Genomic DNA, 21,926 nt, shown 5'->3' on the forward strand with positions numbered 1-21,926 from the left:
GTCCCGTTATGGCATCCACGAAGCGGGCGATCATCTACACCCGGGTTTCGACCGGCAAGCAGGCCGACTCGGGGCTCTCGCTGACCGACCAGGAGCAGACCATCACGCCAGCGGTCGAGGCCCGTGGCTGGACCGTCGTCCACCATGCGACCGACGAGGGAATCTCGGTCCGGTCGCTGCGGAAACGGCCGGGGCTCACCGAAGCGCTCGACATGCTCGTCGCCGGTAAGGCCGACGTCCTGGTGTCCTCCCACCTGACCAGACTGGCCCGGTCGGTGGTCGACCTCGGCGGCATTATGGGCCGGGCTGAGCGGCACGGATGGGATCTGATCGTGCTCGACGTCGGGGTGCACACGGGCACCGCAGCCGGTCGGATGATGCTGAACGCCATGGGCTCGTTCTCGCAATTCGAGTCCGAGATCATCGGGCAGCGGGCGGCGATGACCCACCGGCAGCGGTGGGCGAAGGGGCAGTGGTCCGGGCAGGCTCCGGAGCTGGCCGACTCTGTGCGGCATCGTGTGGCCCGGTTGCGTGCCGACGGGATGACGCTGCAGGCGATCGCCGACCAACTCACGGTCGAGGAAGTACCGACGGCTCGCGGTGGCCGGTGGTACCCGTCGACGATTCGTGCCGTGGTTGCCTCGGTGGCGCTCGACGACGAGCTGGCAGCGAAACGGGCGGCAGCGTGACCCGCTACCTCGGGCTCGAAGAAGCCGCCGACCCACTCGGTGTGTCCACCAAAACGGTTCGGCGTCGTGTCCAGGCACGGGAGTGGCCGGGTGCAAAGAAGGACGGCAACTCGCATTCGGCGCCGTGGCTGATCCCGTCCGACGAACTACCGATCCCAGCGTCGGCCGGTGTCGACGTTCCTCCCAAAGTGGTCGAGCTGCGAGAAGCACTCTTGGCCGGGGAACGGGAGCAGACAGCCAAGGAACTGGCCCGCCTCGTCGAGGATCTGGAACGCTCCGGGCGTGAGGCCCAACGGTTGCGCTCCGATGTCGAGCAGGAACGCACCAGGGCGGACCAGGCCGATCGGGAAGCGACGCTGCAGAGAGCAGCGGCCGAGATCGCGTCGGCCCGGGCCGAGGAACGCGAGCGTGAGATCGGCCGGCTGATCGAGGACCGAGACCGACGGCTCGCTGAGCTGGCCGAGTCTCGAGACCTTGAACGGGAGCATGCCGAGGTCGAGGAGCGGCTACGGGCCGAGCTGGCCGACGTGCAATCGGTGCTCGGATGGCGGGCCCGGCGACGACTGGCGAAGCTCCGTGGCTGATCGACGTTCTCCGCTATGGATCCGATTGCTGGGTGTTGCCGCGGTCTTCTCCGGGGTGTCGTGCTCGTCTGGAGCTGACACCGAGACCGAGCGGGCTCAGGCAAGGGAGCTCTGTAAGAGGATCACGGCGGACGCGACCATCTTCGACCCCGCAGACAGGGCCGAGTACCTCGTCGAGCTGGACCCCGACAGCTACCGCTTGTTGGAGGGCACCGAGCTAGGTCGTCTCTGGGAGGAAGCGAGATCAGCCAGTGAGGCGAGGAAGGACGACGAGATCGACGGAGAGCTGTTTGTTGAGTGGTCCATGGCCACAGTGGCGTTGTATGACGAGTGTCTGCGGATTCTTGGATGACTGACCGGCGAAACTCCGTGGGTAGCTGTGGTGCGTTGCTAGCGGCCGCTGTCGTGCTACTCGGAACGTCGTGCATCGGGGTCGAGGCCAACACCGAGACGGATCACGCCGAGGCGATCTGCGACAGGGTGAACCAGGCCGCTGACGCATCGGTCGAGAACGGTCCGAACCTTGTCCTCAGTCTGGATCCCAACAACTACGAGCTGGTGAAGGACACGCCTCTAGGCCAGGCGTGGGAAGAAGCCAGGAGGGTCAGCGAGCTACGGCAGGCCGACCCGACCAACGAGGATGCATTCATCGGGTGGCTCGACGCGATGGTTCTCGCTTCCGACGAGTGCATCCGACTTCTCGGACCATGAGCAATGGCTGATCGTTCCCCGCGGCGGGGAATCGTTGGGCGACGTCGTGGCCCGATTGCGGGAAGGGCCAGCTAGACCTCGGTTTCCTCGGGAACCGCTCGACAGGCTCAACATCTCACGGTCGACGGCACGGATCATTTCGACGGCAGGAGCAACCCAATGGTGACCAACCCTCTCGCTCTGGACCGGCTACTCGCCGGGTGCTCGGTGTACGGCCCGAAGTCATGGAACTCGCCGACAACGGGATCTGGTCGACCGAGCAGTACCCGGCCGCGGGTCGTGCTCTCCCCGGGTGGGAAGCCGAAGCAACGGCGGCGGTCGCCGACAATATGGCGAGTCTCGGCTGCACCGTGCTCGATGTGTTGCCGGTTGACGAGATCGCCAGCGAGGCCGAGTCACCGACTGGTTCACCGGTGATCGGTGGCGTGGCGGTGCGTTGGCATGTTGAGCGGGTCGTGTGTGTGGTGAGGATCGACGCTGCAGCGGAGTGCTACCCGCGGTGAGCGCACGGCACGACTGAGCGTTGCCTTGGCACCTGCTCGACTGGAGCGTCAGCGTGAGTCTCGATAGTCCATGCAGTCGGCTTGCAACGTGAACGTCTGGTCGATCGCGGTAGCTGTGTTACCGCTCTCGACTGCTGCACGGAGACGATCTCGACCCGTGCTGAATCGGCCACCTGGGTCTCCGAGACCGTCGATCTCGTCGAGCAGATCGACCTCGCTGATCTCACCTGACACTACGCCGTTCACGTACTCGTCGAGACGAGTGCAGAATCCCGAAGCACTACCCCCGAGCTGCAGGACGCCGCCACGTACAGGAAGGCGAGAACCGGACGAATCTGCCGCATACCCGGGCATTGTACGTCGAGCCATCTAGGACCCGGATCGGTGCGAACGTCGACGTCGAGGCAACCGAGCTACTGGCCCAACGCGCTGTTGCCCGGGTGGCGGGCGCCGATCCGGACAAGGGCGAGCTGCTCGACGGTGTCCGACTTTCGGGTAGCGGGTCCTCTACCAAGAAGTCGGACGCCCGTAGCTGTTCGATGGCTTTCCGGTATCGGCGACGAGCTGATGGGACCTGTGCACCGCCTTGTCTAGTATCGACGGCGAGTTCGGCGTACCGTCCAGACCAGACCCAGGCCACGTGGGAACGCTGATCAATCCATGAGAGGCGCCTGTTCAATCCCCTGGAGATCGACTGGAAAGGTCAACTGGCCGTCATCGCACACCGCCCCAAAGAACGCGATGTTGACTCCATCGGGATCGACGCTCGACGGATACATGATGCCTGCCACTGGTTCCCCGGATCGACTGGCGACGCAGCGTCGGAGGTACTCAGAGACGATCTGTGTCGGCACGTACTCGACGTCTGCTCGTTCGCTCGGGTCGAGCGGTTGGGAGATCTTCGCTGCAAACCGTTCGAGGAATCGTGCGTGATCACGTCTCAAGTCGGTCTCCCGCTCAAAGATCGATGGCGGAGGCCGGAGCCGCGACAAGTCAACGAGGTTGACCTGGGGATGGAGTCCCGTCGGGTGGTGTAGGAGTGCCGTGCGATTCTGTTGGTCAGGTTCTTGGGGCTGCGGGCAATGACGTTAGCGGTTCTCCTTCGTGGTCGACGAGTGGTTCGAGACTGCCGGCGGCGATGTAGCGCCGGTCGGAGGAGATCATTTCGTCGTTGATCTCGACCAGCAGCGCGCCGACGAGGCGGATCACCGATTCGGTGTTGGGGAAGATCTGCACGACATCGGTGCGTCGTTTCAGTTCACGGTTCAATCGTTCGATCGGGTTGTTCGACCAGATCTTGGACCAGTGCGCCGGCGGGAACCCGGTGTAGGCCAACAAGTCGGTCTCCATGCCCTCCAGCTTGGTAGCGACCTCGGGCGACACACCAGCGAGCTGGGTGACGACGTTACGTAACTGGGTGCGGGCCGACCCGGCGTCGGGTTGGGCGAAGATGGTGCGGATCAACGCCGCGATCATGAAGCGGTGCTGGTGCTTGGCGACCGACAACAGGTTCCTCATGGCGTGCGCGGCAGCGTTGCCAACCGGCGCCTTGGAACACCCGCCGGATTGCTGCTTTCAGCCCGGCGTGGGCGTCGGAGATGACGAGGCGGACACCCGTGAGGTTGCGGTCTTTCAAGCTCCGGAGGAACTCGGTCCAAAACGTTTCGTTCTCCGAGTCCCCGACATCGACGCCGAGTACTTCCCGGTAGCCGTCGGCTCGGAGACCTGTCGCGATCACGACTGCTTTCGAGGTGACCTGGCCTGCTTCGCGGACGTGGACGTAGGTGGCGTCCAGCCAGACGTAGACGAAGCGTTGATGGCCGAGATCACGGTTGCGTAGCACGGCGACGTCGGCGTCGATGTTCTTGCAGATCCTGCTGACGCTGCTCTTGGAGATGCCGGTGTCGCAGCCCAACGCTTTGACCAGGTCGTCGACCTTTCGGGTGCTGGTGCCGGTGATGTAGGCGGTCATGATCACTGCCCACAGGGCTTTGTCGATGCGGCGGCGGGGCTCGAGGAGTTCGGGGAAGAACGATCCTTGCCGGAGTTTCGGGATCCCCAGCTCGAGGTCGCCTGCGGGGGTCGATACCAGTTTCGGGCGGTGCCCGTTGCGGAGGTTGGTGCGGGCCAGGGTCCGTTCACCGGGTTCGGCGCCGATGCGTGCGGTGAGTTCGGCTTCGATGAGTTCTTGGAGGGCGTCGGTCAGAATCTCCGCCAGTGATCCGGCAAGGCCGGTCCCGGTGAGACGCGTCTCGAAAGCGGATAGTGCAGACTCGTATTCGGTCATCGTGCGATTCCTTCTCAGTTCGTTTAGTCACTTCTGAGAATCGCACGGTGGCCACCACACCCGAGGGGATGCCCCTCCGATGGTCAGGCCGATCTACACCACGAGACGGGACTCACCCACCTGGGCGTTGGTTGTCCAGCGGCCAAGGGGGCTGCACTGAGTTTGGTTGATGGTGCTGTTGTATAGGTCAGGCGGCCTTGGTAGTTGGGGTGTACACGGTCTCGAACTCTATTGGGGTGAGTTTGCCGAGGCCTCGTTGGCGGCGGCGTCGGTGGTAGGTGGCCTCGATCTGGAGTGGGGAAGGGATTTCGCGGTGAGGGGCTGCCCTGCTGAAGGGAAGTGTCATCGTGCCGAAGGGCATCAAGTCATCGCCTGAGTTCCGTGCTCAGGCCTGTCGTCAAGTCACCGAGTTCTCCCGACCGACCCGTGAGGTCGCCCGGGAGCTGGGCATCTCGCATGAGACTCTGCGAACCTGGCTGCGTCGAGCACGCATCGAGGAGTCCCGAGTGGCCGAAAGCGAAGAATCCGATCTCGAAGCCGAGAACAAACGGCTACGCCGAGCTGAAGACAGCGAAGGACGAGCTGTATTGGGCCGGCCAGGAGAACGAGTTCTTGAAAAAAGCGGCGGGCTTCTTCGCAGCCGAACAACGCCCGAAGCGTGGTTCGCAGTGATCGACCAGATCGCTGTTGCTGGGGAGAAGCCCGAATTTCCTGTTGTCCGAATGTGCGGGTGGGCTGGCGTGTCGGAGTCCGGGTTCTACGCCTGGCGTCGCCGCACCCCTCCGCGTCGGCTCGTCGCCGGGAGTGGCTGGCCGGTGAGGTCGCCCGGGTGTTCGCTGCCTCCAACGGGGTGTTCGGCTACCGCAAGGTGCATTCCCGGCTCGTCGATGAAGGGATCGTGGTGTGTGACCGTGTGGTGCGGGATCTGATGGTCGAACAAGGCCTGGAGTCGTGTCATCCAGCGCCGTGGCGGCATCTCACCCAACCCGATGGGACACCGCCGGCCCCCGACCTCATCGCCCGCGACTTCACCGCTGATCGGCCCGGTGTGCGTCTGGTCGGCGACATCACCCAGATCGACACGTGGGAAGGCCCCGTGTTCCTCGCGACGGTGATCGATCTGTACAACCGTGAAGTGATCGGCTGGGCCATGGCCGAGCATCATCGGGCCGAACTGGTGTGCGAGGCGATCGTCATGGCCCGCCGGAACCGGCGGATCCGGCGGCGAGCGATCTTCCATTCCGACCGCGGCACGGAGTACACCTCGAGGGCGTTCCGTCACTGCCTGCGTGTGAATGGGCGGATCCGTTCCTCGATGGGCCAGGTCGGCTGCTGCCCCTTTACCGGCCAATCGGATCTGGTGTTGGCGGCTTGAGCCCAGATAGTTACTGGGTTTCCTGAGATTCTTCCTTGCGTTTCTCTGGCGTCGGGTTTACATGTTTTGGTGTGCCTGCCGCTGGGTTGATCCTCGAGCAAGACGATGTCGGGGTCTGGTCGATCGGGGTGCGGGGGCGGAACGGTTCGGGTTGGTCGACGAGTATTTGAGCTATCTGGCCGACCGGAACTATTCGCCTCGAACGATCCGGACGTACGGCTACGGGCTCCTCGCGTTCGTCCGTTGGCTCGATGCTGAGGAGATCGACTTGGCCGAGGTGACGACTGATGTGTTGCTCAGGTTCTTGGCGGCGTGCCGGGTCGAGCGGGTTGCTGGCCGGCCGGGACCGAACGTGGTGTTGATGAACGGTCGTCGTGCTGACGCTTTGTCGCCGTCGACGGTGAACCTCCGGTTGGCGGCGGTGTCGGGCATGTTCACGTTCCGGACGATGCGGTGCCCGGAGTTGGGGAACCCGGTTCCCAAGGGCGCTGAGGCGTCGTCGGTCGCCGGCGGAGCGTGGCGGCATGTTGTCGCATGTCGAGCGTCGCCCTCGGCGGCGTTCACCGATACGTGTCCGCGAGGCGAACCGGCTGCCACGGTCGCTCGACGCCGACCAGGTCGTGGCCTTGTTTGGGTCGTTGTTGACGTGGCGTGACCGGGCGATCGCCGGGTTGATGGTGTTCTGTGGTCTGCGCTCGGTCGAGGTTCTCGGCCTCGACGTCACCGATGTCGACATTGGTGGCCGCTGGCTCCGGGTGAACGGCAAGGGCGCTAAGGAACGTCGTGTCCCGCTCGATGTCGATGTTGCCGGGGTGATCCAGACCTACCTGCTGGCGGAGCGGCCCGAGACGGCGAGCGGCCGGTTGTTCATCGTTGCCAAGGGCCCGACCCGCGGGCAGCCGTTGACCACGGCCGGGCTGCGGCGGATCTTCCGGTATCACCGGGAACTGTCTGGTGTTGCGGGCGGGCATCCGCACGCGTTGCGCCACACCTTCGGCACTGCGCTGGCCGAGGCCGGGGTTGATCTGGCGGTGATGCAGGCCCTGCTCGGCCATACCCATATCGACACCACTGCCCGCTATGTCCATCTGGCTCCGACCCATGTCAAAGCTGAGTTCGATGCTGCCCGTCAACGACAACGCCACCAGTCCTGAACCAGCCGGCCCGCTGCCCCAGGGCGACGAGTTGTTCGAGATCTACCGGGAATACATGACCGCCACGGGGCGGGGCAACGTGACTTCGGAACGCGCCGCCCGATTGTTCCTGCGAGCATGGCCTGAGCCGTCGGCCTGGGAGGCCGAACCGTTGGACGTTCGCCTCGCCATCGATCCGTCAGCGACGGCGTTGTTGGCGATGTTGATGATGTCGGGCCGTGTCCGCCCGGGTTGGGATTGGCTGGTGAGACGCAAACTCTCAGCGTTCTGGTCCGCCAGCGCCGGCACGCCGATCGGCGACGACATGGCGGCGTTTGTTACGGCGGCGGTCGAGGTCGGGTTCACCCCGATCCAGGCCCGCCGGGCCGGGTCCCAGTCGATCGGCCGGGTGTTGATCCAAACCGGTCGCCGTCTCGATCAGATCACCGTCGCCGACCTCGGCGCGCTGGCCCGGGCATGCACCGATCGTGAGGCGGTTACGGGTCAGGGCTGGCGGCACTATCGCAGCGCGATCGTGTGTGCTCATCAGGTGTTGTTCCATCTCGGCGTGCTCGACACGCAACCACCGCCATCGTTGACACCGTTGCCTCTGACGGACCGGTTCGCCGGTTGCACCCCCGAACTCGGCGGGTTGATGGTCGCCTACCTGGAACGCAAGACCGGCACGTGTCGCCCCAAGACCGTGACTGCGTTGGCGACCCGCCTCAACCATTTCGGCCTGTTCCTCACCGACACCGACCCGACGCTCATCTCGTTCAACGGGCTCGACCGGCGCCGCCATATCGAGCCGTATCTGAACTCCGTCGCCGGCGCGTCGTCGTCGAAGACCGGGCTCCCGCTCACGATCGCCGATCAGGACCGTCGGATCCGGGCGGTCGATCACATGCTGGTCGAGATCGGCGAATGGGGCTGGGACGACGCACCGCCACGACGACTGATCTTCCGTTCCGATCATCCCCGGCTCCCCAAACCGTTGCCCCGCTACCTTCCCGTCGACGCTGATCGTCGACTCGCTGCCGCGTTGGAAGCATCGCCGTATCGGCTGTCGGCTGACGCCCTGCTCCTTGCCCGGGCGGTCGGGCTCCGTATCGGTGAACTCATCGATCTCGAACTCGACTGCGTGCACGACATCGCCGGGAACGGATCATGGTTGAAAGTCCCACTCGGGAAACTCGACACCGAACGCATGGTCCCCCTCGATGACGAAACCGTCGCGCTGATCGACCGGATCGTCGACACCCGCACCCCGGGCCGGCCGATCAACCATCCCCGCGACGGGCGTCCCACCCAGTTCCTGTTCACCCACCACGGCCGCCGGCTCTCACAAACCGCGGTCCGTCACGAACTCAGCCGTTCCGCCGAGGCCGCAGGGATCGGCCCTGTCACCCCACACCAACTCCGTCACACCTACGCCACCGCCATGGTCAACGCCGGTGTTTCTCTCCAAGCGCTCATGGCGCTCCTCGGGCACGTGTCCGCGCAGATGAGCCTGCGCTACGGGCACCTGTTCGACACGACCGTCCGGGCCGAATACGAACGAGCGCTCAACCTCGCGAAGACCAGGATCGGGGCCATGCCCCTCACCCAGACCGGCCGGGACCTGATCCCGGTGAACGCCATCAACACCAGCGGCGACTGGCGGGACGAGCCAGCGATCAAAGCCAGACTCGCCGGCGGCTACTGCCTCCGAGCCCCCGCCCAGGGCGCCTGCGCCTACGCCAACATCTGTGAGCACTGTCCGAACCTGCGCACCGACGCTGCGTCGGTCACCGTCCTCGCTGCCCAACGCGTTGATACCCGTGCCTTGGCTGCTGACGCCGAGCGTCGTGGCTGGATCGACGAAGCCGACCGACACCACCGGCTCCTCGAACGCCTCGATCATCTCATCGAACAGGCCGGCGCATGACCAAACTCGACGGCATCGAACAAGCCTGTCTCGACCTCACTGCCGAACAGATCAGGGTCACGTTCGCCGCGGTCGCTCAACGAACAGGTCTCAGCCGGACCACCCTCTACAACACCCCTGAGCTCCGGGCAGTCATCGACGCCCACCGAAACCAGCCTTCCGATCCCCGAACCCTGACCAGCCTCACCCACGAAATCGGGCACCTCCGCACCGCTCTCGAAGCCATCGCCGACAGAGTCCGCCAACACGAAGAACGCCTCCGCCACCTCGAGGACAGACAACCCCGACAACGAGCGAACTAGACACCGCCACCCGACTCCACACGGGCACATGTGAGCCAAGATTGGCCGGTTAAGCCTACGACAACGCTGTCGCTGAGTCGTTCTTCGCTGCGTTGAAGAAGGAGCTCGTGCATCGCACCGAGTTCCCCACCCGGGCACGCTGAGGAAGCGGTTGCCAACTACATCGAGATCTTCTACAACCATCGCAGGCCCCACCAAGCGCTCGGGTACGCCACACCCGCCGCCTACCGGGCCCGTCGAGTCAACTCAACCGCAGCCTGACACCGCGCGATCCAGTACTCACTCCAATCCAGTGGACGATCGCGGAGCGGAGCTGGTCTCGGGTTTCCCAGCGTTGCCGGTTCAAGACGTTGAGCTGGAGCAGGGAGAAGAACGATTCCATGGCGGCGTTGTCGGCCGAGGAGCCGACCTGGCCCATCGAACCCCTCAGTTCGTGGAGGTCGATCACGCGGGTGAAGCGTCTCGATCGGAACTGGCCGCCGCGGTCGGAGTGAACAATGGTGTTGCCGTTGATGTCGCGGATCGTGATGGCGTTGGTCGACGCCCGCTCGGCCAACGAGGCGGTCATGCGGGCACCCATCGAGTAGCCCACGATGCGGGTTGACCACACGTCTTTGACCGCGGCGAGATAGAGCTTGCCCTCGGCGGTGGGGTGCTCGGTGATGTCGGTCAACCACAACTCGTTGGGGCCCGACGCGGTGAAGTCACGTTTGACCAGATCGTCGTGGGCCGGCGGCCCGGCCGGCGGCCGCTTCTTGGCCTTCTTGGAGATGACCGAGAAGATCTGGTGCTCGTGACAGAGCCGCTGGACGTGCCCTTCGGTGACGGCCACTCCCATCTTGTGTAGCTCGTCGGTGAGGAACCGATACCCGAACTCGGGATCATCAGCGTGGAGGTCCATCAACAGGTTGACGAGGTGGGCGTCGTCCCAGTCCCGATCGGAGTAGGGCTTCTCGCACCACTTGTAGAACGCCTGAGACGAGAACCCCAGCACTCGACACGACGTCATCACCGGTATCCCGTCAGCCTTGAGATCACGAACCAACGGGTAGGTCATTTTGGGAGCGCATCACGAGCAAAGAACGCCGCGGCCCGGCGCAGGATCTCGTTCTCCTGCTCGAGCACCCGGTTGCGCTTGCGGAGCTCGCGTAGCTTGGCCGACTCCGGTTCGATCCCAGCATCCGCATCGGCCGCATCACGCAGCCACCGATGCAGACACGCTTCGGAGATCCCGAAGTCCTTGGCAATCTGCGCCTTCGTCGACTCGCCCTTACGCGCGACCCGCACCACATCCTCTCGGAACTCCTCCGGATACTTCTTCGGCATGATGATCATCCTTCCACGAGACCACAGTCTCGCATATCTGACCATCAACCAGACCCAGTGCAGCCCCAATCGTCAACGATCGGTCAGGCGGGCAGCGGGTCTCCGATACGACAGTCGCAGGTGTCGTTGCAACGTACAAGAACGGAATACCGGAGGGGTTCATTCGCTGTGACGGGGTATTGATTGGGTCCGGGGCACCGAGTTCGTCGGCGGACCTCAGCACCTCGTTCGGGTCGTGAGTTCGCCCTCTGTAGAGGGGCTGACCCGCAGGGAATGGGATGATTGCTCCGCAAGAATGAAGAATGTTGCCGATCGCGGGCAGCAGCTCGTGCATCGAAATGTCGGCGCCGTAGCGTCGTGAGGGCTTCAGGACCGAGTCGAGAAAGACGAAGCGGGTCTCGTGCTTGACCACGTGGGCGAACCGATCCCATGCGTAGTGAAGGTTGTCGTCGTACGTCCCTGTCCAGACGTGGTTCGAGACCCACTCGAGTGGAAAGGCCTCGCAGAAGGCGTCGGCCAATCTCTCGCCTAGCGGGTTTTCATAGAAATTGAGGATGTCGGCAGACCAGGCCGATGGGGTGTTGACCTCCCACGACTGGCTCGGAATCTCAACCGAAAGGTCTTCCGGTGTGAACTCCTGGCGGATGCACTGTGACATCTCCCTGAAGAGATCAACTGCCCATGTGACCAGGAGGAATAGTCAAGAGTTGTGGATGGGGTTTCTGCCTGGGTTACGCGGCGGCGGCTTCCTCGGTGGTGTCGCGTTCGATGATCACCCCCTTGTTGTCGAAGCGTGCGCCGGCTCGGACGAGGGCGACAAGGTGGGGTGCGTTGACAGCTCGCCAGCGGTCCTGGGCGGCTTCGAGGAGTTTGTAGGCCATGGCAAGCCCAGCAGCTCGTGAGCCGGGGCCCTTGGTGACCCGGGTGCGGAGCCGGACGGTCGCGAACGTCGACTCGATCGGGTTCGTGGTCTTGAGGTGGATCCAATGCTCGGCGGGGAAGTCGAAAAACGCGAGCAGCGGGACGAGGTCGTCGGTGATCTTCGCGACCGCTTTCGGATACTTCGCCCCGTAGGTGTCCGCGAACGCTCGAGCGGCCTGCTCGGCGTGGACGCGGTCCTCGGCGTCGCGGATCTCGGCCAGCATCCGCTTGGCGGTCGGCTGCGCCGATTTCGGCAACGCCGACAACACGTTGCCGACCTTGTGGAACCAGCAACGCTGGGCCCGGGTCTCAGGGAACACCTCGCGCAACGCCCCCCAGAACCCGAGCGCGCCGTCGCCAACGGCGAGCATCGGGGCCCGCATCCCCCGCCGCTTGAGGTCGCGCAGCAGATCCGCCCAGGACTCCGTCGATTCCCGGTAACCGTCAGTGAGCGCAACGAGTTCCTTGGTGCCGTCGACGCGGACCCCCACGATGACCAGGCAACACAGGCGTTCTTCTTCGAGGCGGACGTTGAAGTGCACCCCATCGGCCCACACGTACACGAAGTCACGGTCATCGAGCCGGCGGGCAGCGAACGCCTTCTGCTCGTCCTGCCACTGGGCGCTCAACCGGGTCACCACCGACGCCGACAACCCCGCAGCCGAACCGAAGAACTCTGTGAGCGCCGGCGCGAAGTCACCGGTCGACATGCCATGCAGGTACAGCAACGGCAACACGTCCGCGACCTTGGGGGACTTGCGCACCCAGGGCGGCAGGATCGAGGAACGGAACCGGGCCCGTTCCCCGGTGTCGGGATCGACGCGGCGGTCGTTCACCCGCGGCGCGGACACCCCGATCCCTCCGGCTGCGGTGGTCACCGTCCGCTCGCGGGCATGCCCGTTCCGTGTCACCAACCGCCGTCCCTCGGCGTCACGCTGATCGGCCAGGTCGGCGATGTACGCGTCGACCTCGGCCTCCAACGCGGCGGCCAGCATCCGGCGGGCGCCTCCCAACACGATCTCGTCCAGCGACGACCGCATCTCCGCGCGGGCGTCATCATCAGTCACTACTCTCAACATCGGCGTTCCTTCCTCCCCAGCGCAGCCACGCCGGGTCGAGCTACTCGTTACGTTCAACGAGGAAGGTACGCCGCGCCCCAGAACAGACCGGCCATCCACAACTTCAGGTCATACCTCGACCAGTCGTGACTCGCCACCGCAGTAGGTACACGTGCCAACGTGACCATGATCTTCTACGAAGCGTCGGAGCTCGGCATCGAGAACGCAGGTCGTGCAGGCCAGCCCCTCGGGCGATGAGTGCATTCCCGCTTCAACTAGTTCCTCGTGTTCCCGTTGAGCGCGTCCCATTATTTTTCCACCTCCTCTCTCCTCATCGGACTACGCCGATGGCTGATTAGCATCGCTTGGATTCCGGATTGCAGAGTTCGACGACGATGTTCGGATCACTCACCGCCCAGGGAGCTCGAGTCTAGACGGCAAGTCTTCCGAGGCTCCCGGCCACCACCCGAGTCGAGTCGGGACGAAGGCCAGTGACGACTATCGGCTTGAAGCCACTGGTAGTCGGCACTCACTTCCGGGGTGCTGTCTGACCCCTTGGCGTCGGATTCCTGAACCACGGTCGCAGCCTCACCTGCGTCGGGAGGTCTCGGCCGTAGATCAGAAGGGCGTGGTTGGGCTGGACCCTGCGAATGGTGTCGGCAGGGGCGGTACGGCGGTATTGGGTGGTTTCCGTGATGCTGCGACGGCCGCCGTGCAGGTCTCCGGACTGGTTGTATTCGGTCCGTCGTTCTTCGCCGATGAGGCGGCTGAGATAGTCGAGGGTGGCGTCATCGGCGATGCCGGTGCCGAACATCTTGGCCCGGTGGTTGTTGAGAACGGTCTGTGCTCGGTCGCCGTAGATGCTCTTGATCTGGGCCAGGTCCTGCCAGATGGTGACGAGGCTGATGTCGTGGCTCCTTGCGGTCGCGGCGTAGCCGGGGAGGTCACGCAAGGGCGCGATGTTGCCTGCTTCGTCGAGCATGACCAGGCACGGGTGGTCGAGCTTGCCGCCCTTGACCGTTGCTGTGTCGTAGGCAATGCGGATGGCTTGTTGGATCAGCACGTTGAGGACCGGCCGTAGTCTTGCCTGCTCGTGGGCGGTGGCGATCACGAAGATGGTGTTGTCGCCACTGAGCCATGTGGCGAGGTTGATCTCGCTGATGTTGGTCGCCTTCGCGATCTCGGGGTCGGCGTAGCCGGCGAGCACGTTCTCGATGGTGGCGTACACGCTGCCCCGCAGCCGCGCTTCTTTGGTCCAGAGTGCTCGGGCGGCGAGCAGCGGGTCGAGCCTTCCAGTTGGGGCCATGTCCTTCAGCGCAGTGCTGAGCAGTTCGGCCTTCACCTCGGCGTGCAGCTGGTCGCCGATTCGTCGCTTGAGTTCCCGCTGCCGATCGATCGGCCACTGCCTCGGGTCGAGCGTCACCCATGGGTTGCTGCCGTCCATCAAGTCATGCTCGGCCTGGTACTGAGCGGTGACCTGGTCCTCGATCGTCCGCTGGAACTTGCGCCGAAGCTGGCGGGCTTCGTCGGTGACCATCAGCTTCTCGAGGTGGGCCTCGACGCCGGCGTGCTCTCGGAGGATCGCCTCGACGTCGTCAACCGCTTGGGTGTCGATCCATCGGACCACATTGGCCATGGTCTTGTCGCCGATGGCAGCGGCGTGGAGGTAGGGGGCGAGGCCTTTGCGGGCCTGGGTGTACCAGTAGTCGCCGTCGGTGACGCTGTCTCGTTTCGGTTGGGCTGCTTCGCAGAGCCAGGCGGCGACGCGCTGCGCTCCGCCCCATGTGTCGCAGGCGGTGAGCGGTGACCATCCGGCTGCGGTGTGTCCGGTGACGGCGGTGGGGTCGAAGATCCAGACGGTGCCCTGCTGGCGTCGGTGCTCGAGCGTGACATCGAGGAGATCGTTCTTGACGCTCGTCGCGATGATCGGTCCCTTCCATTCGAGCAGAGCGGGGATGGCGAACCCGGCCGTCTTGCCGCAGCCGGTCGGACCGATGACGGCCAGGCTCGTCTGCGGTTCGGCGGCGAGGAGTTTGCGGCCGAGCCGGCCGAGGGTGATCCGGCCGAGAGTTGGTTCCTCCACCGTCAGGTGTTTCATGTCTTTGGCCAACGCCATTCCTCCGGGTCGGGTGACGCCAAGCGGGTTTGCTCGGTCCTTCCATCGAGTGGTCCAGAGCCAGTAGCCAGACACGATCGCTCCGAACGCAACGAGGGCGACGGTGATGGTGCAGGTCCAGTAGGCGAGGGGACCGGGCAGCGTTGCCCCGGTGTCGTCGGGCCATGCCGCCTTGGGGTTGCCTGCGTTGGCCTTGAGATGCACGAGTGCGCTTCCGGCGTCCGCCAAGCCAGCGGGCATCAGTCCGTCGCCGAAGACGACAGCTGCGAGTTGAGCGCCACACCAGACGACGGCGCCGACCGCCATGATCATGACGATGGCGCCGATGGCGAGGTTCATGCCGACGTCGTTGCCGACGCCCCACGTCGGCGGGCCCGGCGGCCCGGTTGGTCCTCGGCCGTAGGGGTGGGGCGCCGTCATTGGTTAGTCATTCGGGCGTCGGTGTCGCAGAACGCACGCTCAGCCGGACCGATGGTGTGAGCGACGACGGCGGTATGTGATCCCACTTTCCACAACGCTCGGCCTTTGGCCAGACGAGGGAGGAGCTCGGCTTCGGTCGAGGTGAGGCCGAGCAGCTCCCGTGCTTCAGGGACTTGGTCGGTGGCTTGACGCAACAGGATCCGGGTCTGGGTGTCGGCGAGCAGTCCCATCGACACCTTCGACGCCGATGTGCCGTCGTCGGCCTGAGCCCGGAGGTCTGAGAGCCGATGGATGATGGCGAGGTTGGCGACCCCATAGGCACGCGACAGCTTCCAGCACGATTGCAGGTACTTGCTGGTGCGTTCGGAGCCGAGCAGCGACCAGGCTTCGTCGAGGATCTGGATACGTCGGGGCCCATCGGGTCGTGCGAGCACCGCTTGGAGCCAGGCGGTGGTGGCGATCATCACGAGCGTGAGCGCCTCCGGGTCGTGGTGCACCGCCGAGAGGTCGAGCACGATGCCCGGCCCGTCCCAGTCGATCGTGACGTTGGTCGGGCCATCGAACATGCCTCGCAGTGACCTGTCGAGGAGCTTGCCGAGACCGTAGATTGCCGCCTCGACACTGCGAGCAAGCTCGACCGAGTTGGTTCGAGCGAGTTGGGCCATCTCCGCGGTCGGGTCGGCCATGACGGCGACGACATCGTTGAGCGTGACCGGCCCGGTGGCGTGGCGGGCAAGGTGGGTTATTGCCCAGCCAAGGACGGCGTCTTCGACCGGAGTGAGATCACGGTGCAGGACCGACGACAGCAGGGCGGCGACCATGGTGGTCTGGCGGCGAGCCAGCTCATCGGGTCCGTCAGTACGGCCAGCCGGTCCGGGGTCGAGTGGGTTGAGCCGGTGAGCGCCTCCGGGGTGCAGCTTGATGACCGAGAGCCCGAGCGTCTCGGCGAGTGGGAGGTACTCGCCCTTGGGATCGGCGACTGCGACCCAGCGGCCGAACACACCGACCGAGCGGTAGATGAACACCTTGGCGGTGCTCGACTTCCCGGTTCCGGGCTCACCGGCAAGGAGCATGTTCGGGTTCGTGAGCAGCCCGGCGGTATAGGCCTCGAACGGATCGAACGCGAATCCGCTGCCACCGGTGAGCAGATTCGTACCCATGTAGACGCCACGTGCCCCGAGCCCGGCTTCGGCGAGGAACGGGTAGGCGGCGCACAGGTTAGCGGTGGTGCCACGATGACGGGGCACGTGGAGTCTGCGAAGCCGAATGGTCATTGCAGTCCACGCTTTCCGGCGATCCCTCGACCGATCGGCAGGCAACAGGCGAGGGCGAGGTCATGTTGTCCGTCGAGTCGGCGGAGCTCGATGCCGACCTGGGCGGCGAGCTGTTCGTACTCCGAGCAGGAACGCTCGAGTGAGACCTGGTCGGGTGCGCAGATGTGGGCGGTCCCGACGTACTCGAACTCGGGGTAGCCGGCGACCAGTTCGGCCTCGCGATCGGCGACCTCGGTTTGGGCACGCCGGTGTCGTGCCCCGACGCGGAACCCGGACCGGTTGCGTTGTTCCTCGTCGGCGGCGAGTTTGACGCTGTCCCGGTCGACCTGGCGTTGGGACCGCGAGTGGGCGACCGGTTCGTAGTGCACAGCAAGGGTACGAATACCGCCGGCTTGGAGCATGAGCGGTTCCATCCAGGTGGGGCCGACCTCGAGCCGAGGCCATTCGGCGAACACGTACGACGCGTGAACGGAACGGTCGACCCGAACGTGATCCCAGGCCACGTCGACGCTCATCGGTCCGGCGTTGACGACCGACACGATCCCGGCGAGTTCGGTCAGGGATCGCTTGCGTGCACCCAACGTGGGGACGGAGTACGGATCGAGTCTGCTGCGAAGCGTCTCGGCGATCTCGGTCGGGGAGAGCGGCAGGCTGGCCGACAGCCCGGCCGTCTCGAGCCGACCGGACAGCAACCGCACCTCCTCCAGCAACACCTCGTCGATCGACGCATGATCGTGGTCGCCGTTGCGACGGCGGAGCTTGCGTTCGGCGACGGTCACGGCAACGAGGACTTCGTGACGAGTCACCATCGGACCCGCTGAGGCCAGCAGCTCACGGTAGGAGCCGAGGGCATCGGGGTCGGCGTAGATGCTCTGGTGGTCGGTGAGGTAGCGACGCTGGTCGTCGAGACCGGCGGGAGCGGCCCATTCGGTCCAGCGAATCTTGGCGACCGGTCCTCGTTCGGTGCAGAACGCTGCAAGGGCATCGCCCCACATCGACAGCATCCGTTGCTGCTCACCCCGCTCTGCCAACGCGAACGCACGACTACTCACCCGCAGAACAGCGGTGGCGGTGCGCTCGGTGCGATCAAGGACGATCCCGGTCCCCTCGCTGCGGCCTCTGCGAGTCCACGCAACCTCGGATTCGTCGATCGAGGTCCCTTCGAGCATGGGCGGCAACGACGGTTGCGACGTGGTGCGCTCTCCGGATTCGGTGAACCGGGTGATCGGTGCGAACCACCGGTGGCGGCCGGTGAGGCGTGTGAAGCTCCATGTCGTGGCGATCGGTGCCAGCAGGTACAGCGGGCGGCCTTGCCATTGGCCCAACGCGATTGCGGCAGCCAGGACCAGTGGGACGAAGACGGTCAGTCCCGGCGCTCCAGCGTTGAGGAGGGCACCGGCGCCGAGGACCCCGAGCCCGAGCGCCACGCACTGTGGCCCTTCGAGTCCGAGGAACCAGCCGGTGCGGTCCCGCAGATTGAATCGGTACGTGACTGCTTGCGGTTCGTTCATTGCTGGCTTCCGTTGTTGGGCTTGCGGCGGGGTTCGACATGAGGCGTCGGGGCGGCGGCGTCGGTGGCCGCTTGTGAGGTCTTGCCGATCGCTCCGGTCCCCGCAGACAGCACGGTCGTGCCGGTGGCGACAGCGACGCCGGCCGGGCCGGCGGCAGCAGCAGTCGACGTGGCTGACGAACCGGTGGCTCCGGTACTAATTGCTGACGATGGGGGGGCACCGGCGCCGACAGCCCACGGTGCTGTCTGCTTCGCCGTCCCGCTGCCGGAATTGCCGGAGCTGTTTGCGGATCCGCTCGAGGACCCACCGGCCAGACGGCCGATCGACTGGGCGTGGTAGACGTTGCTCATCGTCGACTGCGCCCCTCGGATCGGCGCCCTCGATACTCCCTGGGCGACGAGGGCAGCCTCTGCCATCGGGATCAGCTTCAGGAGGAGGAAGGGCGAGAGGGCGGCCATCCCGAGCACCGCGGTGCCGACGAACAGGTTCCCCATCCCGGCTGCGAGATCATCGGCAAGCGGCGCATCAGGAGGAGTAGCGGTGGCACCCGACAACGCCGCAACCCCCACCGAAATGGCGATGGCGATCACCAGCTTGGAGAAGATGACGGCGACGAGAAGCTCGACCATCCGCCGCAGCACGCCTCGGGCCGAAGGCCACACGGTGGCGGCGAAGGCCAGCGGCGACAGTGCGACGATGACGTAGACCAACACCGAGCGGACCATCAGCTCGATCCACACCAGAAATCCGGCGATGATCGCCATCAGCCCGAGGATCACTGCGGCGAACCCTCCGCTCAGGCCCGAGACGGTGACACCGAAGCCGGCAAGATAGTTCACCGCCTGCGCGTCGGTGCTCTGGAGGACTGTGGCTGACAGCGCGTCGGTCAGGGCGAGGAGTCGATCGACGACGATCGTCGTGGCTGCCATTCCGATGATCGCCATCGGCAGGTCCATGGCGACTCGGCGAACCATCCCGCCGACGTCTCCTGCCATCAACCCTTGGATGAGGCCGAGGAAAAGGAAAGCCAGCAGCATGAGTCCGGCGATGTTGCGGACGGTGGCAAAGGGCGACCCGGCACCGGAGAACCAGGCCGACGTGAGGTTCGGGCTGGACGAGTTGAGGAGGAAGTCGACCACCCCCTCGACGAAGAACGACACTGCGCCAAGGACCCATCTCGCGATGCCTTCGGCCACCTGTTCGAATCCCCACCCGGCGGCGCCGCCAGTGATCGACCCGGCGGATTCGACGATGTCATCGACGATCGGGATCTGAGCGACGATCGGCGTCATCCCGCTCCTCGTCATCGGGTCACCGTGCCGATGCTGAAGCCAGCGAGCAGGCGATCGAGCTCGGCGGCACTGACGGGTGGGGTTCCGCCGTTCGGTGCGGGTGCTGGACCGGACACGAGCGTTTCCGATTCGACCTTCCAGGTCTCGTCTTCCCAAACGAGGTCGAACGTTGAGGTCGTCCAGTCGGCTTGCGGTTCGGCCGCACCGTGGCGCCACAGCACCCCAACGCTCCAGACCCGCACCTCGGCTCGCTCGAGAGTGACAGCGTCGAGCCGGGTGGCGATGACGGTCTTCACATAGCGGATGCGACCTTCGCCGGCCGACAGTGTCTGGCGCAGCGAAGCCAGCTGAGCGGTGGTGTCGGCGGTCTGCTCGTCAGCAGTGTCTGCCGCTGCGTAGCGGCGAACCGCATCGGGGATCTGGGTGGGCGCCATGTCGATCAGCGTTTGGCCGATGGTCGCGTAGCTCGTTGCAGCGGCAAGGGCTCCGGCCTCGTCGTGGCTGAACCCGGCGGGCACACCGTCATCGATCCGCCAGGGGCCGGGGCCGTTCTCCGGCGGCTGGGCGATCGCCACCGCAGGGGCGATGTGATCGTCGGGATGATTGATGAGTGAGTGGACGGCCATGCCCGCGATGAGGGCGGACGCCACGAGCGCGACGACTGTCTTGTTGGAGAGGGTGCTGCGTCGACTCATCCGCCTGCCGCCTGGAAGAAGAGATTGATGGCTGTCGGTGCGACGCCAGCGAGGCATGCGCCGATCACTCCGGCGAGGGCAAGCTGCTTGCCCCGGTAGCCGCCTGCGTAGTTGCCGCTCTGTTGGGAGAGTCCGTAGAGCGCAGCGCCCAGGAGGATCGATGCGAGCGATCCCCACAGGGCGACCTGGCTGAGCCAATCGAGCATTTGTTGAAGCAGATCGGCGCCTGGCATGCCGGCAGCTGTTGGGTTGGCGTCGACTTGAGCGAAGACGCCGAGTCCGATGAGGGACATGGCGGAGAGCCTTTCTCCCGGCCGGTTGGGGGGTGCGGATTCCCCCGACCGGCCGGGATTGTCGGTGACGTTGGTGAGGCCCGGCGGAAGGCCTCGACACAGAAGGCGCCCCGGAGGGTCAGGACGCGACACGGCCGTCGTGAATCTTCTGCGTTGTCGCAAGTCGTGACGCGTCTTCGGAGGAGCGACCGCCTTCCCGTGCCGTGAGCAACAAGCACCGGAGGTTCATTCGTCATGAAACTGATCGCCGCAGTGGGCGCCGCCCTCGTCGCATTCGTCCTCGCCGTCGCCAGCGTCGCCGTCGTACCAGGAGCCGGAGTAGGCGCACCGAGCGCCAAGGCGATGGAGGAGATACCGGCGTCGCTGCTGCCGGTCTACATGAACGCAGCCGCCGGCTGTCGCGGTCTGCCTTGGCAGGTGCTGGCTGCGATCGGATCGATCGAGTCGGGCCATGGGGCGGGACGTCTCGACCCGCTGACGGGCGAGGTGACGCCACCGATCCTCGGACCTCCGCTGAACGGCAGCGCAGGCGTGGCACGCGTGCCGGACCAAACGATGCCTGGCGGCTGGGCTCGTGCTGCGGGTCCGATGCAGTTTCTGTCGACCACCTGGGCGTCGTGGGGTCGAGTCGCACCTGGCCGCCCGATCGGGGCGAGCCCCGACGCGAACAATGCGTGGGATGCGATCTATACCGCAGCCGCCTATCTCTGCGGAGGGAGCGAGGAGGTCGGCGATCTCGATGCTGCGATCCTTCGATACAACCGCAGCCAGACGTACCTCGACGCGGTCATGGCGAAAGCCATCGAGTACGGGCTCGGCACGGTCATTGGCGTCGGCGGCATGTTCTGCCCGGTGGCGGGAGAGGTCGGGTTCACCAACGACTGGGGGTTCCCCAGATCAGGTGGACGGACTCACAAAGGCACCGACATCTTCGCTCGAGCCGGCACGCCGCTCGTCGCCGTCGAGGACGGCGTGATCGATCGGGTCAGCAACACCGATGTCGGCCTCGGTGGCCTCACCGTCTGGCTCAACGGCGACAGCGGAACCAGGTACTACTACGCCCACAACTCGCTCAACGCCGCCGCCACAGGCGAGCGAGTTGCCGGCGGCCAAGTCATCGCGTACGTCGGCAACACCGGCAACGCCGCGTTCACCCCACCCCACGTCCACTTCGAACTCCACCCGGCTGGGCAGGAGGACGTGAACCCCTACGCGCTGGTGGCGGCACTTTGCAGGATCAACTAGCGCGCCTTGCCCGGGGGAAGTGTAGGTCTCAAAGAGGCTGCGAATCTGGACTCGGGTCCGCCGAGAGCTGCGAAGGTGTCAATTCGTCGCGTAGCAGGTGAGGGGCTGTGTAGTCGCCTCGAGGGCGGAGCGAACCAACTCTGATGTCTGACAGCGGGCTCGGTTCGGTTCCGGTGCGGCCACCGGGATCACAAGCTGTCTGGGTTGCGTGACAGTGATCCGCGCCCATGGGCTATTCGACCTGCTCGTTGCCGGGCAAGTCGA

18 protein-coding genes and 3 pseudogenes are annotated in these 21,926 nt (G+C 65.3%); 12 read left to right on the forward strand and 9 right to left on the reverse strand.

The genetic code is table 11. The features are described from left to right. Nucleotides 1-8: 8 nt before the first annotated feature. From R2733_17185 to R2733_17205, 5 genes are all read left to right on the forward strand, one after another. Complete coding sequence (locus R2733_17185) at nt 9-689, forward strand: recombinase family protein (GenBank protein MEZ5378244.1); 681 nt, start codon at nt 9-11, stop codon at nt 687-689. Beyond that, nucleotides 686-1,273, forward strand: coding sequence for a hypothetical protein (locus R2733_17190; GenBank protein MEZ5378245.1), 588 nt, complete (start codon nt 686-688; stop codon nt 1,271-1,273). The genes R2733_17185 and R2733_17190 overlap by 4 nt, the downstream gene beginning before the upstream one ends. A 25-nt stretch (nt 1,274-1,298) precedes the next feature. After that, on the forward strand, nt 1,299-1,625 hold the full coding sequence (locus R2733_17195) for a hypothetical protein (GenBank protein MEZ5378246.1): 327 nt from the start codon (nt 1,299-1,301) through the stop codon (nt 1,623-1,625). Next, entirely contained in the window at nt 1,622-1,984 is a 363-nt protein-coding gene (locus R2733_17200; GenBank protein MEZ5378247.1) for a hypothetical protein, read from the forward strand. Before R2733_17195 ends, R2733_17200 begins: the two co-directional genes overlap by 4 nt. 224 nt (nt 1,985-2,208) lie before the next feature. Continuing rightward, nucleotides 2,209-2,487: a hypothetical protein gene (locus R2733_17205; GenBank protein ID MEZ5378248.1), complete on the forward strand. Its 279-nt coding sequence runs from the start codon at nt 2,209-2,211 to the stop codon at nt 2,485-2,487. A gap of 1,059 nt (nt 2,488-3,546) precedes the next feature. On the opposite strand, the pseudogene R2733_17210 reads toward R2733_17205, so the two are convergent. Further along, nucleotides 3,547-4,705, reverse strand: a pseudogene (locus R2733_17210) (IS256 family transposase). Nucleotides 4,706-5,230: 525 nt separating this feature from the next. Between R2733_17210 and R2733_17215 the strand changes: the two are divergent. From R2733_17215 to R2733_17240, 6 genes and pseudogenes are all read left to right on the forward strand, one after another. After that, nucleotides 5,231-5,446 (forward strand): hypothetical protein, encoded by a 216-nt coding sequence (locus tag R2733_17215; GenBank protein MEZ5378249.1) that lies wholly within the window; start codon nt 5,231-5,233, stop codon nt 5,444-5,446. Between the two features lie 58 nt (nt 5,447-5,504). Then, nucleotides 5,505-6,149, forward strand: a complete 645-nt coding sequence (locus R2733_17220; protein ID MEZ5378250.1) for an IS3 family transposase — start codon at nt 5,505-5,507, stop codon at nt 6,147-6,149. Between the two features lie 524 nt (nt 6,150-6,673). Beyond that, entirely contained in the window at nt 6,674-7,303 is a 630-nt protein-coding gene (locus R2733_17225; protein MEZ5378251.1) for a tyrosine-type recombinase/integrase, read from the forward strand. Further along, nucleotides 7,251-9,209: a tyrosine-type recombinase/integrase gene (locus R2733_17230; protein MEZ5378252.1), complete on the forward strand. Its 1,959-nt coding sequence runs from the start codon at nt 7,251-7,253 to the stop codon at nt 9,207-9,209. The genes R2733_17225 and R2733_17230 overlap by 53 nt, the downstream gene beginning before the upstream one ends. After that, nucleotides 9,206-9,511, forward strand: a complete 306-nt coding sequence (locus tag R2733_17235; protein ID MEZ5378253.1) for a DUF6262 family protein — start codon at nt 9,206-9,208, stop codon at nt 9,509-9,511. Before R2733_17230 ends, R2733_17235 begins: the two co-directional genes overlap by 4 nt. Before the next feature lie 56 nt (nt 9,512-9,567). After that, a pseudogene (locus R2733_17240) lies at nt 9,568-9,772 on the forward strand (integrase core domain-containing protein). A gap of 25 nt (nt 9,773-9,797) precedes the next feature. On the opposite strand, the pseudogene R2733_17245 reads toward R2733_17240, so the two are convergent. From R2733_17245 to R2733_17280, 8 genes and pseudogenes are all read right to left on the reverse strand, one after another. Continuing rightward, nucleotides 9,798-10,837: pseudogene (locus R2733_17245) on the reverse strand (IS3 family transposase). A gap of 731 nt (nt 10,838-11,568) precedes the next feature. Next, nucleotides 11,569-12,837: an IS256 family transposase gene (locus R2733_17250; GenBank protein ID MEZ5378254.1), complete on the reverse strand. Its 1,269-nt coding sequence runs from the start codon at nt 12,835-12,837 to the stop codon at nt 11,569-11,571. A 508-nt stretch (nt 12,838-13,345) separates the two neighbouring features. After that, complete coding sequence (locus R2733_17255) at nt 13,346-15,352, reverse strand: type IV secretory system conjugative DNA transfer family protein (protein ID MEZ5378255.1); 2,007 nt, start codon at nt 15,350-15,352, stop codon at nt 13,346-13,348. Further along, nucleotides 15,349-16,626 (reverse strand): hypothetical protein, encoded by a 1,278-nt coding sequence (locus R2733_17260; GenBank protein MEZ5378256.1) that lies wholly within the window; start codon nt 16,624-16,626, stop codon nt 15,349-15,351. The genes R2733_17255 and R2733_17260 overlap by 4 nt, the downstream gene beginning before the upstream one ends. Beyond that, entirely contained in the window at nt 16,623-18,137 is a 1,515-nt protein-coding gene (locus R2733_17265; GenBank protein ID MEZ5378257.1) for an SCO6880 family protein, read from the reverse strand. Before R2733_17265 ends, R2733_17260 begins: the two co-directional genes overlap by 4 nt. Continuing rightward, nucleotides 18,134-19,429: a hypothetical protein gene (locus R2733_17270; protein MEZ5378258.1), complete on the reverse strand. Its 1,296-nt coding sequence runs from the start codon at nt 19,427-19,429 to the stop codon at nt 18,134-18,136. The genes R2733_17265 and R2733_17270 overlap by 4 nt, the downstream gene beginning before the upstream one ends. Nucleotides 19,430-19,440: 11 nt before the next feature. Further along, nucleotides 19,441-20,124, reverse strand: a complete 684-nt coding sequence (locus R2733_17275; GenBank protein MEZ5378259.1) for a hypothetical protein — start codon at nt 20,122-20,124, stop codon at nt 19,441-19,443. Next, entirely contained in the window at nt 20,121-20,417 is a 297-nt protein-coding gene (locus tag R2733_17280) for a hypothetical protein (GenBank protein ID MEZ5378260.1), read from the reverse strand. The genes R2733_17275 and R2733_17280 overlap by 4 nt, the downstream gene beginning before the upstream one ends. Before the next feature lie 234 nt (nt 20,418-20,651). On the opposite strand from R2733_17280, the gene R2733_17285 reads away from it, so the two are divergent. Then, complete coding sequence (locus tag R2733_17285; protein ID MEZ5378261.1) at nt 20,652-21,662, forward strand: peptidoglycan DD-metalloendopeptidase family protein; 1,011 nt, start codon at nt 20,652-20,654, stop codon at nt 21,660-21,662. Nucleotides 21,663-21,926: the final 264 nt, after the last annotated feature.

This window comes from Acidimicrobiales bacterium, from assembly GCA_041394265.1.
Classification (GTDB): Bacteria; Actinomycetota; Acidimicrobiia; order Acidimicrobiales; family SZUA-35; genus JBBQUN01.

Coding starts and splice junctions, on each gene's coding strand:
- R2733_17215 (MEZ5378249.1), top strand. CDS start 5,231: ATGAGACTCTGCGAACCTGGCTGCGTCGAGCACGCATCGAGGAGTCCC.
- R2733_17200 (MEZ5378247.1), top strand. CDS start 1,622: ATGACTGACCGGCGAAACTCCGTGGGTAGCTGTGGTGCGTTGCTAGCG.
- R2733_17225 (MEZ5378251.1), top strand. CDS start 6,674: ATGTTGTCGCATGTCGAGCGTCGCCCTCGGCGGCGTTCACCGATACGT.
- R2733_17275 (MEZ5378259.1), bottom strand. CDS start 20,124: ATGAGTCGACGCAGCACCCTCTCCAACAAGACAGTCGTCGCGCTCGTG.
- R2733_17235 (MEZ5378253.1), top strand. CDS start 9,206: ATGACCAAACTCGACGGCATCGAACAAGCCTGTCTCGACCTCACTGCC.
- R2733_17250 (MEZ5378254.1), bottom strand. CDS start 12,837: ATGTTGAGAGTAGTGACTGATGATGACGCCCGCGCGGAGATGCGGTCG.
- R2733_17205 (MEZ5378248.1), top strand. CDS start 2,209: ATGGAACTCGCCGACAACGGGATCTGGTCGACCGAGCAGTACCCGGCC.
- R2733_17260 (MEZ5378256.1), bottom strand. CDS start 16,626: ATGACCATTCGGCTTCGCAGACTCCACGTGCCCCGTCATCGTGGCACC.
- R2733_17255 (MEZ5378255.1), bottom strand. CDS start 15,352: ATGACGGCGCCCCACCCCTACGGCCGAGGACCAACCGGGCCGCCGGGC.
- R2733_17265 (MEZ5378257.1), bottom strand. CDS start 18,137: ATGAACGAACCGCAAGCAGTCACGTACCGATTCAATCTGCGGGACCGC.
- R2733_17285 (MEZ5378261.1), top strand. CDS start 20,652: ATGAAACTGATCGCCGCAGTGGGCGCCGCCCTCGTCGCATTCGTCCTC.
- R2733_17280 (MEZ5378260.1), bottom strand. CDS start 20,417: ATGTCCCTCATCGGACTCGGCGTCTTCGCTCAAGTCGACGCCAACCCA.
- R2733_17270 (MEZ5378258.1), bottom strand. CDS start 19,429: ATGACGCCGATCGTCGCTCAGATCCCGATCGTCGATGACATCGTCGAA.
- R2733_17230 (MEZ5378252.1), top strand. CDS start 7,251: ATGTCAAAGCTGAGTTCGATGCTGCCCGTCAACGACAACGCCACCAGT.
- R2733_17185 (MEZ5378244.1), top strand. CDS start 9: ATGGCATCCACGAAGCGGGCGATCATCTACACCCGGGTTTCGACCGGC.